The 12243-nt window shown below is 45.6% G+C and carries 11 protein-coding genes; 10 read left to right on the top strand and 1 reads right to left on the bottom strand.

Annotation, left to right across the window (positions count from 1 at the left end):
• Nucleotides 1-1295: 1295 nt before the first annotated feature.
• The 4 genes from RAN89_RS13975 (at nucleotide 1296) to RAN89_RS18630 (ending at nucleotide 4826) form a co-directional block, all read left to right on the top strand.
• Nucleotides 1296-2495, top strand: a complete 1200-nt coding sequence (locus tag RAN89_RS13975; RefSeq protein ID WP_313866880.1) for a PfkB family carbohydrate kinase — start codon at nucleotides 1296-1298, stop codon at nucleotides 2493-2495.
• The gene (locus RAN89_RS13970) at nucleotides 2483-3088 is read left to right on the top strand and encodes a 7-cyano-7-deazaguanine synthase (RefSeq protein WP_313866879.1); all 606 of its coding nucleotides are present in this window, start codon (nucleotides 2483-2485) and stop codon (nucleotides 3086-3088) included. Before RAN89_RS13975 ends, RAN89_RS13970 begins: the two co-directional genes overlap by 13 nt.
• Complete coding sequence (locus RAN89_RS13965; RefSeq protein WP_313866878.1) at nucleotides 3075-3731, top strand: nitroreductase family protein; 657 nt, start codon at nucleotides 3075-3077, stop codon at nucleotides 3729-3731. The genes RAN89_RS13970 and RAN89_RS13965 overlap by 14 nt, the downstream gene beginning before the upstream one ends.
• 195 nt (nucleotides 3732-3926) lie before the next feature.
• On the top strand, nucleotides 3927-4826 hold the full coding sequence (locus RAN89_RS18630; RefSeq protein ID WP_428984453.1) for a F0F1 ATP synthase subunit B family protein: 900 nt from the start codon (nucleotides 3927-3929) through the stop codon (nucleotides 4824-4826).
• Nucleotides 4827-4936: 110 nt separating this feature from the next.
• On the opposite strand, the gene RAN89_RS13955 is transcribed toward RAN89_RS18630, so the two are convergent.
• Nucleotides 4937-5707, bottom strand: a complete 771-nt coding sequence (locus RAN89_RS13955) for an 8-oxoguanine DNA glycosylase (RefSeq protein ID WP_313866877.1) — start codon at nucleotides 5705-5707, stop codon at nucleotides 4937-4939.
• Nucleotides 5708-6555: 848 nt separating this feature from the next.
• Here RAN89_RS13955 and RAN89_RS13950 point away from each other — a divergent pair.
• From RAN89_RS13950 to RAN89_RS13925, 6 genes are all read left to right on the top strand, one after another.
• Complete coding sequence (locus RAN89_RS13950) at nucleotides 6556-7011, top strand: hypothetical protein (RefSeq protein WP_313866876.1); 456 nt, start codon at nucleotides 6556-6558, stop codon at nucleotides 7009-7011.
• A gap of 154 nt (nucleotides 7012-7165) precedes the next feature.
• On the top strand, nucleotides 7166-7546 hold the full coding sequence (locus tag RAN89_RS13945; RefSeq protein ID WP_313866875.1) for a hypothetical protein: 381 nt from the start codon (nucleotides 7166-7168) through the stop codon (nucleotides 7544-7546).
• A 1165-nt stretch (nucleotides 7547-8711) separates the two neighbouring features.
• A complete protein-coding gene (locus tag RAN89_RS13940; RefSeq protein WP_313866874.1) occupies nucleotides 8712-9281 on the top strand; it encodes a hypothetical protein in 570 nt (189 codons plus the stop codon).
• Between the two features lie 10 nt (nucleotides 9282-9291).
• The gene (locus RAN89_RS13935; RefSeq protein WP_313866873.1) at nucleotides 9292-10653 is read left to right on the top strand and encodes an ankyrin repeat domain-containing protein; all 1362 of its coding nucleotides are present in this window, start codon (nucleotides 9292-9294) and stop codon (nucleotides 10651-10653) included.
• A 177-nt stretch (nucleotides 10654-10830) separates the two neighbouring features.
• A complete protein-coding gene (locus RAN89_RS13930; RefSeq protein WP_313866872.1) occupies nucleotides 10831-11604 on the top strand; it encodes a hypothetical protein in 774 nt (257 codons plus the stop codon).
• On the top strand, nucleotides 11601-12242 hold the full coding sequence (locus RAN89_RS13925; protein WP_313866871.1) for a hypothetical protein: 642 nt from the start codon (nucleotides 11601-11603) through the stop codon (nucleotides 12240-12242). Before RAN89_RS13930 ends, RAN89_RS13925 begins: the two co-directional genes overlap by 4 nt.
• Nucleotide 12243 lies beyond the last annotated feature (1 nt).

The raw sequence follows: 12243 nt of genomic DNA, 5'->3' as shown, positions 1-12243 counted from the left end.
TCCAGCTGCTCGTTGGCACGAGCGGTACTGGTTGTTCGTAACCGGTGATGTTCAACGTTTCTAGATAGAAGAACTCAGCTTACCGACTTTTGGATTGCTAAAAATATGAATTGGTGTTCACAGCTCATCAGATTGACGACGCACGCTGCTAATCAAAGATGGCGCTCTGTTAAGGCTTTTTCCTAAAGCCGCCCACCATGACAGGCGCAAGTGTTATCACTCGCATTTAAGTTAGATGGTCGGCAAGGTGACATAACCGCTTCTAGGTCAGCCAAGGAAACGCTATTTGCTCTGGAGCTTAAATGGACGAGTCTACGTACAAAGAATTGTTTTGAAACGTGGTCGCTGTCCCCGCAGTTGAGACCTTCGAGCACCGTCGGAATCAGACCACGAGCGCGTTTGCATTGTCTGTACAACTTCAGATAGAGCTACCGATTTGTTTTCAAACACTCGGCCTTCCTTAGGTCTGCGGATTATCCGCAAAGCTTGACACCGTATCCACCAAAACTTACATTGTAAGTTTTGGTGGATACGCATGTAAAAAACTAAAGATAACGCTGTCGTCAGCAATTTGTTCATCGGGTTTTTGGCCGCTTCAATCGCAACGGCTGCAACTCCGACCCATCAGTTTCTTCTTGATGGAAACACCAGAGAAGACATGGGCGGAAGCTCACTAATAGCTTCCGGTGGAGCCATCGGCGGAGAAAGTTACTCGTTTGGCATGAACCTAGGATTGACCCTAACTGTCTACCTCGGCCCAATCTAAACAAACGATTTCCAGTAACCGTTCGCCAGTCACTGACGCGTTGATGACTGGGGAGTCATTGGCCATCCAAATAATTGGAGTAGGCATTTTTCAGCATTGAAGGCTATTCAGTTTTGTCAGGTCTTCATGAAAGCAACAAAAGTAAATAGGGAGAAGAAATGTCGGGTAGTTCATCGTCGGGAAACAGCTGGAGAGCAGCGCCACTGCCTGCTCAGGATGGAAAAAATTCTCAACAAACGACTTCCATCGGAGGGGGCGCAGATCCTTGCGTTCTGGAGGAAATAACCACTTTGAATTCAGCTTCATTAAATGGTCTTCGAAATGTCCGGGTGGGGGATGACCTTGATGTCGCTTTCATCGAGGGGCCACCGAGAAGGCTATTAGTGCTAGATCAAGAGGGCGAAGCATTGGGCACCATCACTTCGCGCTCAATGCTCCAAATCATTGAGTGCATTCAAGCTGGACGTAACTACAAGGCTCGCGTTCTATCAGTCAACGGTGGAGCATGCCAAGTTCGGGTGCATTTGTCATGATGCAAACTTCAATCGCAGTGGTTGGTGGCGTTTATCAAGAGTACTGCCTTTGGCCTGAATGGGATCAGGTCTTTGGGTCTGCTGGGCGCGCAGCCGCGGCGCTCTCCAGTCACATAGACGAAGTAAGGTTGTTTACCGCGCTCGCACCTTCATTGGAACAAAGAGCTAAGCAGTTGGCCAATGTGTATGGATTTGAGTTAATCATCCACAGCTCAAATGCACCGATCTCATTTGAGTACGTCCATTGCATGTCAACGCCGACCATTCATCCTCCCCCTTGGAGAATTCATCGAAACCCAACTTTGGAGGTTCATGGAGATGTGGTTCTTCGTTTTGGAATGATGGATGGTGATGCGAAAGTTCAGGCCGAGTGGTGTGTCTACGATCCTCAGTCAGCCTACTCTCCAGAGAGCTTTTGGAAGAACGGTAGTAAAGCTACTCATTTGGCGATAGTCGCGAACAGAAGTGAAATCTGCGCAATGGCGTCTGAATCGGACGTAGATTTGGCTGCCTCTAAGTTATTGAATTCAGGCGCGGAAGTTGTTGTAGTCAAGTCAGGTGCCGTTGGTGCATTCGTGTTTACACACGACGGCGGCAAGTCAATAGTTCCTGCGTTCCAAAGTGAGAATGTTTGGACCATAGGTTCAGGTGACGTTTTCGCAGCAATTTTTACGGCTGGTTGGGCCGTCCATAAGCTCACACCAAAAGAGGCTGCTCTTCAGGCCTCGGTTGCAGTGTCATGCTACGCTGAGAGCTTTAGCTTGCCTTCGCCCACACGACCTGAACTGGCCAAGATTGACAGAACACCTGTATCGGTCGTTCCAGGGCGCGTCTATCTTGCCGGACCTTTCTTCAATTTGGCGCAGCGCTGGATGATTGATGAGGCGAGACGCGGCCTTACAGAGGTAGGGCTTGACGTCTTTTCTCCCGTTCACGATGTAGGCCCGGGTCCTGCCTGGGAAGTGGCGCCAAAAGATCTCGAGGCACTTGATAGCTGTGATCGCGTCTTCGCACTTTTGGATGGTATCGACACTGGGACTGTCTTCGAAATCGGTTATGCACGCGCTAAAGGTATACCGGTGTACACATTGGCACAGTCTGTCAGTGAAGAGGACATGAAGATGGTTGTTGGTTCAGGCTGCAAGGTCTTTTACGACTTTGTGACTGCGATGCACCATTGCGCATGGCACAAATGAAATCGGCACTCCTCCTATCTGGAGGCATGGACTCAGTTGCGATCGCTTTTTGGATTCGTCCGGCTTTTGGAATAACTGTCCTTTACGGTCAAAAGGCTGCTGAAGCTGAACTCTACGCTTCTAAAGCGGTTTGCAACTCCTTAGGTATAGAGCACCATGTCATAGAAACAGACCTAAGTGCACTCGGGAGCGGCGACATGGTTGGTCGCACAGCTGATCCTCTGGCGCCAGCTAGTGAGTGGTGGCCGTTTAGGAATCAAATGCTCATTACGCTTGGCGCAATGAAAGCAATTCAAGTCGGTGCCAAGGAGTTGCTAATCGGTTGCTTGCGCACTGACGGCTTTCATGCTGACGGAAGAATGAGCTTTGTCTCGGATATGAGCAGATTGTTGAGCATGCAAGAAGGTGCGCTAACAGTACGGGCACCCGCTATTGAGTTCAGTGCGGCTGAACTTATAAAAGTCTCAGGTGTTCCTATAGACATCCTTGCATGGGCTCATTCATGCCATGTATCCAGTCACGCTTGCGGAATGTGTAGAGGTTGCCGCAAACATTACGAGACCTTAGAGGAGTTAGGTCATGCTCCTTACTGAAGAGCCGGTGCCACTGTCTTTGAAGGCTTACAGCGACTTTCGTTGGCCTGTGGAATTTAGCTCTGGCATTGAACGGTACAAAGTTCCGCATGGACGTTCATTTGTTGATGTGTTCGAAAGCCGTAGGTCTATTCGAGAGTTGAAGCGTGTGCCTCTTGACCTTTTGGCGGGCGCACTCCTTTTCGCGCTGGAACCTAGGTGGCTGAATGACGCTGACGCCCTCAAACGTACCAAACGACCTTCGGTTTCAGCTGGTGCACTACATCCGATTTCGGTAATTCTGTTTTTCGAGTCGGATGTCTATCTCGTCAATGCCGAGCGTGCTGAGCTTGAGCGCTTACTATTCCCTGAACAAAAAAGGCGTCACTGGATTGAAAAATGTCACCAAGTACTGCCAAAAGCTAACGGAGCCTTTCTAGTCCTCATTGCTGACATTGCTCGACCTGAAATCGCTTATGAAAACTTTGAGTCTTTGCTTCTACGAGATGCCGGTGCATTGTTGCAGACAATAGGACTGGTCGCAGAGTTGTTTGGACTTGGCTTTTGTCCCATGGGAGTTTTGGGGACTGAAGTGGCTAATAGCTTTGACTCCAACAACAAACTATGGGCTGTAGGAACAGGTGCAATAGGCGGGACAGTGTAGTCAACCAATATTCTTCTTAGTCGTATCCCGTTGGAAAACGTCAGTAGAAGCAATATTAATGACCAGGCTATAAGAGACCTATCAAGTCCCTTTGCAGGTCTACTGCAGTTAGATTGCACCGAGTATGGCGGATCCATTGACGGAATCAACGTAGAGATATGTATGTCATTCTTTAAATTCATGGAGAAAAACTAGATGAATGATAGTTTTCCAAAAAGTGATCAACAGCCTCTGGAAGAACTAAAGAACGAAATAGGCGCAAGACTTGCCGACGCTGAAAGGCGGGCCCAATCCATAGTCGAAGAGGCAAAAGAAAGAGCAATGCAGGAGGGCGAAAAAATCATCCAAGCCGCAGCAACAGAAGCTCGCGCGACAATGTTGCGTCATGGAGAAAACGTAACGCGAGACGGTGGAATTCAACGACTAATTGAATTCCCGGCTGAACTCAAGCAAGCGGGAATTGCGTTACTTAGCTACTTCTCAGAAGTACTAAAACAGAAGTATCCGGATCAAGAGATGACTGTCCGTATCGAGCAGTTTGGGACATTGGTTCGAATGACTATAAATAGTCCAGCCGGATGGCGTGAAGTGGTGGAGAGGGATCTGGCTACATATGGTGACGTTGTGATGGGCATAAGTGGCCCGGAGAAGCTACTCAGCAGTGAAATAGATATCATGAGACTGAACAACAAGCTCGGTATCGCAAAAGTGGAGCTTGAATTTGAAAAACGGTTGACCGCGCTGACGGTCGCGAATTCAAATGATCGAATTTCCTCACTGGAACATCAGCTGAATCGTTTGCACCAGGTCATTGCGATGAGCCTGACACCAAGGGACGACTCAATACGTGAAATGGCTGATTTGCTCAGACAGCATAGCTCCAACGAAATGGTTCAGCAGGCACTGAAACTCCTCAGTAGCCAGCTTTCAAATCCTTCTGCTCTGGCGGATAGAAAAGAAATTGAGGCGGCAGCGAAAACTATTTCTGACAGCGATCCCACCCTGTTTCGCAAGGTATACGACATCCTCTCCTCTACGGCGTCTGGTGCGGCAGGAACACTGCTTGCATCTTGGATTGAAGCCCTACACAAGTAATCCAAGACTCTATTGCTACCCTTGTATGCGTATTCCGGTTGACTTGACCATCTGGGGGAGCTGCCAAATATGGAGACTTTGGTCTATATGACAAACGTCTTTTTGATTGCCTATGCCAGAACTACTTCTAATTTCGAGCGGACTTCTATCCTTCGAATGATGTTCGAAATCCGGCGCATATGGTCCCACATTAGTCCATCTAGAGTGGCTGCTGAGACATCAATCGCATTGGCAAAAGCTACAAATTTACTTTCTAATTCTCTGTAGTGTGTCGCAGGTTGCCATGTCGTGGGGAATAGTCCCAAGTGCTCCCCAACTCGCAATATGTGTATGTCCAGAATAGCTACTTCGCTATTTGGCCGAAGATTTCTCACAATCCATGAAGCAGTTTTCAAACCTATTCCCGGAAAATCGTTTAAGCGGTCCCGAAACTCTATATCGCAATCTGGAGGTACAAAGTCAGATAGACGTTCAAGACAGGCACTCAAGTAATGGGACTTCTGGCTGATAAATCTGTACTTGCGATGACGGCCATTAATCAAAAAAGGTTCTTCCAAGAGTGACTCAATTTCACTCGCAGTTGTTCCCGGAAGCAAAAGTCCGCTGTCCCTCACACGAGCAAAAGCCGCGAGGGCAAGCTCTGCAGGCATGCCCCATCCTCCCAAAAGGCACGCTGCAACCTCTTCATTTAGTGTATTGCCAAGCCTAAAGTCACGAAATGCTCCTGACTCTGTATGCTGCCAGGCTTGTCCGCGCCAATATGCAGGCGTCATGAGTTCATCAAAGGCCCCCCATTGAATCCCTGGGAGGACTTCCGCGTCTTTAGGTGGCAGCTGAAGTTCGCGTACTTCTCCAGCAATGAAAGCGTACATGGTTTGCATGTTATGTATAGACACCTTTATTCAAGGTCTGTTCAATTAAAACACCATGAAGTCCATACTAATTTGAAGAAGATAAGGCTCATGCATTTTTTTACTTTTGACGGATTAACTAGGACCATTAAACGCAATCTGCGACATTGTAAAAAGTGATATTCAAACTTCGTGTGAAAATCACCAATGGTTGTATTATTTTGGCGAGGGAGACCTTGAATTTTTTCCCGAAATCAGCAACTTAACTCATGCATTCTGCATGGTATACCTAGATCTTGCAGAACTTACGTTCAATCTGAGAGGTTGATAGGATTTCCATTGCCGCTTTGAGATTGCAGTTGATAATTTTTCAAGCGAAGCCAATCAGTGTCGTATTGCGTTTCATGGACTAATTTGTTGTGGCGGTCTAAATTCACTTGAAATGTGAGTATTGCACTGGTCAGTGATTTGCTCAAAGAATTTGAACTAAATTCTTTAGATGCCAACTAAAACTGTGGCACCTTGTGTGTGATCTGAGATTTCATGTTCGAGGTTTTTGAGGATACTGGGTTGATGTTGGCCTCTATGTGCTAAGGCATAAGACTTTCAATAGGCGCAGATTATCCAGACTTAACCAGCGCAAGAAGGAGCTTAGGTGTACTTCATTTATTCATTAGCTGGTCTTTTGGCTAAATGCTCAGGAATTAAGGAAATCTAAAGGCAGTCTTGATTATTGCGAAAGGTCCTGCGTTATCCTAGGCCAGTAGTTGTACTGTATTGTGAAAGTGCTTTCTCAATATGAGAGACGGCGGGAAATAATGCAGCCTACGAATCGTGATCAATACACGAAATCGGATCATGAATCTAGGAGGATAGAAATGAAATTTGAAGCGGATTCACTCTACTGTCTTAAAAAATCAGAATACATATTGAATCGTTTAGAGGAGAAGTTTATAGAATTTCAAAAGGAGTTGAATTCCTTTGCAAGTTCTTCAAGCCCGTTGAAAGGTGTGTTGATTGAGCCGGCTGCTGACCTGAAATCAGTCGCTGTGAGGTATAGAACTGCTGCAATCATTTTGCGTCTGTATCTACAGTTTAACGGACAGAATATGCCATCTGCCCGTATTGAAGCCACGATTGACAAATCTACAAATTGCAAGGATTTAGGAATTCTTGGTGTCGTGGTATTTGATGCCCAGGGTTCTATTGACTTGGATCCGGGGAATGAACAATATAGAGTGCATCTCATAGAGAGCGCCCAAGTTATTGTTACTCATTTTCTTATGCTTGCCCTTAAGCATAATGTGAGCCCACTTTCCAATATGGCGCATTAACTACGAACGCCACCTCTAATTGAGGAATGGGCGAGGCGAAGAAAATGCTAAGAGTCTAGAGATTCATCGTATTGGATTGTTAACGAGCTATAGAGCTTGTGATGTGTGGTACCTATTTTATAAAGAAGATTGTTTTTTCAGAGAGTTGTAAGCTATGTATGTATTTCATTGGCGTTGGGTAATTCTCCTCTTTATAAGCTCTCTCGCAGGCTGCGCACCATCTTTACATCCGGGAGAAAACTATTTTCCGTGGAGTTTGCTAATTAGAGATAATCCGGATATTTCAATAAATCTTCATGATAATCAGTGGTCTATTTGGGTGAATGGACAAGATAGAACGAAAGATATTGGATTTTCGGTTAAGGAAAATAATAGACTAGAAAATGTTTATTTTGATATTGCTATTGAGCGTCCTGGAGATCTGCCACTGCTACCGGAATTTCGAATTCAATCAGTTGGCGGAGTTAAATGCACGCCATGTCATGAGCGCACAGGAACGTGGTGGCATTCATATATCGAAGCTAAGGGCCCATGAGTTCACATTATTCGGAGAACAGACAAGATGTCCGATGCAGGAATTTTCACCGGCTTATTCCGATAGACCCATCGCCCATACCAAGTTTCCCATCGAGGATAGGCGTCGAAAGAGCCATCTATATTGCGCACTCCAGAAGCCATTACAAAACACTCATCCTGCTCATTCGTTCGGATATTTCCAGTTGAAATATTCTGTCCTACTAGAAGTCCTGTTCTGGCACAAATGAAGTCTGACTGTCGGGTTTCCTCATGTACTAACTGCAGCATGTAAGACCCATGCGGTAGAGCAAATAAGGTGGCCAAGTCACTTAATGCCATTCCTAAAATAATTCCGAAGATGATTATGAATGTTGTTGATAGTTTTGTGACTAGATTGGTTAAGCGTGAGATTGGTTTCATTATTGACTGAAGTTGATTTTCAGTTGTGTAGCTCCTTATTTTATATTTTCAAAATTTTGGCAGATTTAACGTCATTGCCGCTATCCATTTTCCTTCACTGCCATCCGCATCAATTTGAGCTTCATGATGTCAACACAATTCGCCGGAATGGTGCCATCAATCCCATTTGCACTGCATACTTCTTTTGCACATAAAATACTTTAGGAGTAAAAGTGTCTCTTCGGGAGGCTCAGCACAGTTGGCCGCTTATGCGCATTGGTGTCTTGGCATGAACTGCAAAGCGGTTACTCAGAATTAAATGCCTCCCAAGCCGCCATTGAGTTCATTAATCGTTAGCTTTTACTGGTGTGCTTATCTTCCACAGAAGCCAACATCAGACTTGAACAAAGAAAATCGCTCTTTAACTCAGTTGTTTCCAGAACTCTCGTCTTTGTAATTTGGGCTGTAAGGGAGAGGCTCTGCATATGAATGATCTTTATGCTGAATGAAAGATGAATTTGAATAGCCAGGACAAGAGTGCCATTCTTGTTGGATGAAAGTTTTTAGTTCGTCTTTTTTTGAATAGGGCTCAAATTAATCTTGATATTTGAAGTGAATGGATCAATCAAATCGACATCTTTTGATTGAGGAAGAAAAAAATTCAACCTTAAATTTTGCTAAAGACCACCCAATTGAGGGATGTCTGTTACTTCAAGTCAGCTTTACCATGCATTACGGGTGCTGGTTGGCATCTATTTTTAGTAATTCGACTCTTGGAGTGATAAATGGCATTGGTTCCCAAGCAATGGTACGCGAGTACGAGCCCCAACGAACGCAACAACTATGTGGAGATCTTGGCGCGGAAGTCTGGCTTTATCGCTTGGTTTCTTGCCCTTATTAAGGTCGATCCGACCTTTTTCATGTCGGTGAGCCATAGACAGGTTGTCTATCAGGCATCAAACTTAATGGGCTATCAGAAGATTATTCTTCCAATTGACTCAATCAGCTCGAGCTTCTTTGGTTATCACAAGCCATGGAAGGCAGCAATTGCGATCTTTTTTGTATCCATAGCGGTCGGATCAAGCATCATCGACGCTACCCATTCCGCAATGGGCGGCATGACTGCAATGTTGATTGGCTTGATCATTGCTGTGACCTACTACTTTTTAAACAAAGAGCTTTTTATTGGCATCACAGATAACAATGGCGAAAAATTCGCATTGATTCTTAAGCGGTCAGTCTTGGAAGGACAAGATATCAACGAGCAACAGATGGAATTGGTCACCAGGATTGTGCTGACTGTCATTGATAACCAGAAATCTCAGAAGTTAATTTCGTCTTCTATTTCCAGTTGAGGAGACTCAGATGTTGAGTCTCAATGATCCAATCTCAGAGGAAATAAACTTACATGCGAATTCGATTGCCCAAGTACTTCAATTGACTCTTGCGCATGCGCAAGAGTTGGTTATTAGTCAACCTATTGGAGTCACACTAAAGTTGCCACCGTCGACTGGACTAAGTCGTTCGGATGAGAAGACAAAGACTCCACTTGCTTTCTTAATCGCAGGGTCACTTTTTTCACTTGCAGTTGTAACGGCTAGTGGGTACGTCGCATATCAGTATGCAATGCGTGAGCGTGCCTCGACAGCAATAGTGACCGCTGGATTTGAGTTGGGTCCGAATGGATTGATTCGGGCTATCAGTGGACGTCATCTGGAGCTTATACCGGCATATGCTCGTTTGGGTTTTTCTTTGAGTGCCACCCCGCGGGTGATTGAGGCGGCATTCATTTCCGGATCAAGCGCAGTTGTTGATGCGGTATTGGCTGGTGGAGCCACACTAGCGCACGAACCTAACCTGGGATCCTTCCTACAGTTTGCAGTGGATTCCGATGACCCCGCAGTGGTAGAAGCGCTAATTGGCCTGCAACCTTTGAGTTCGAATGATGTGTTGCCGCAGATCAGGCATGTCATTGAGTCGGGTAAATGGAAGGCCTTTGAGCGGCTGGCACTTGAAGAAGTCTATTTAAGCTTTGAGTCCAAAAATGGAGAAACTATTGCTCATGTGGCAGGCCTGTCTGACTCGGCCAGCCTAATTCAGGCGCTTCAATTATCCGGGAGAGTTGATTGGACAGCACGTAACGCGCAAGGGCAAACAGCTCTTCACTTTGCGGTCCACAACGACAAAGCGACAGCAGCAGCGGCACTTGTAGCTCTTGGGCTCGATCCATTGCAGGAAGACAGTGAAGGTAGAACCCCCTTAATGATCGCTTGGGAAAAGGGTCGAGATTCTGTCATCGCCGCAATCACGAATGGCAGTAAGGTAGCTTTGGAGCAACTTCTAAAGAGTGATTTTTCTGCAGTATTTCGTAGTGATGCTGTTCTGACAGCAAGGACCCTGATCGCAGGTGGAATTCAGTTAGACGCAGTTCAACCAAATGGTCACACGCCCTTGTTTGATGCAGTTCAGAGTTCAAGGTTGGAGATGGCAACACTATTGCTTGGCGCCGGTGCAAGCGCTGATGCGATAAGTGATATGCGAGACGTACAAGGAGTGACGCCGTTGATGATGGCCAGTGCGAATGGACACATACCGCTGATCAAATTGCTGTTGGAGAGAGGGGCGAGTACGACCATCAGAGCCTCAAACGGTGCAACTGCATTGTCGATTGCTAAGGGGCGCGGTAGAGACGACGTTGTCTCTCTCCTAGGCAGTACGGTCAATTAAGCGACCTTTAGTACCCCTTTAGATGAAAAGAAACGCACTACCGACTCTTTGTGAGTCTTACCACGTTGTGCAAGCTTGGGATTGTGAGAATTTCAGCGGTACATTGATTACCGCTTTTTAGGGAGCTTCCGACTTGATAGATGTCGGAGGAAGTTTTAAAAAATAGAAAGGTCTTAGATGAGTGTGCCTGAAGATGGCCAAAATTGGCAACATAGAGACGCCTATAACGCGTTTCTTGCACTTGACAGGGGAGCTCGGTATGCAACCCTTTCGATACCACACACCGAAAGTGGGCATGTACCGGATGAGGTTGTTTTGACTGTTTCCTTGGAAGCGGAACAAGGTAAATGGCCTGACAAGAACAAGTATGTTCAAGCATTAGTAGGGCGCTGCTACAGACACATACGTGCACATGTAAGTAGAAATTCCGAACTTCAAAAGAGAGGTGGAGGAATTGATGCAGTAACAGATGATGCAGTTGGATTTGTTTTGCAAAAAATACTCTTCAACGGTAGCGACCAAGCTTATGCCAAAAATTTATTTGGTAGTCTACTTCGCAAGAGGTTTCTTGATTTTGTTGATTCCAATTATTCAAGTTATAACAAAAGTAAAGCTGAAGCTTCAGATGAAGATCTTGAGTTGGCGCTGAACTCTGAGATTGATAGTGAAACTTTTGGTCAGGTTGGATATGTCGAATCTTTGACTGAGCGCCTTAAAGTTGAGACTAAAGAGGATAATGACTTTGAAAGAATTCGTTCACTATTAAGTGACCCTGATTTTCTGAATGAGTCAGAAAATTTTGCATTTACTCTTCATTGGATCGCGGGTATTCAAATACGTTCAAAGAATGAAGAGGCGGTTACTGTTTGCAAGTTAATGAATAGATCCGACAAGCAAGTTCGTCTGTATATTACTTCTGCAATCATTAAACTAAGAAAGAAACTAAAATGACTTATGCAATTAAAGAAAATCTAAAGTCTGTGGATGAAGTGCTACATGCATTTAGCATGGCATCGGAGGACTTCGATGCAACGCTGCTGGCTGAGTTTCTAAATATCTATCCACAGTACAAAGATAGGCTGCTCGCTTATGCTGCTACCTGGCTCAATTGTTCTGTGGCGAGTGAAACTGATATTGCGAATCTTGAAGTTCCGCCATTGGCACTTTTGAAGGCTCAGAGTAAGTTGCTGCAAATATGGGACAAAGCATTTTCTGTTAGTCAGACTGAAAGTTTGGAGAAGGCAGAAAAGACTTTGTCAGGATTTGTGGGCGCATCAGGACTTCGTGACTTTAGTTTTGGTCTGTTTAAGTATCACGATGAGGAATTAGAGCCTCTCGCCATGGAACTTCTGGACGGAGGAATATCAGATATTCCTCTCAGGTACCTGAATAACCTTGGTGAGACACTAGGTTGCCAACCGTCTGATGTGAGTCGAGTCTTCACCAAGTACCACTCACAAAGTGCTCAGCAGACGTACCACAGCTCAAGTGCAAAGCCCAAAGTGAGTGCTCCAAGAACGTGGAGCGATGTCGTGAATGAACTTGATATCAGCGTGGCCAAGAAGGCTGAGCTATTGAAGTCGGAGTAGC

The organism is Rhodoferax mekongensis (assembly GCF_032191775.1).
Taxonomy (GTDB): domain Bacteria; phylum Pseudomonadota; class Gammaproteobacteria; order Burkholderiales; family Burkholderiaceae_C; genus Allorhodoferax; species Allorhodoferax mekongensis.
This window is presented reverse-complemented; position numbering and strand designations above follow the sequence as displayed.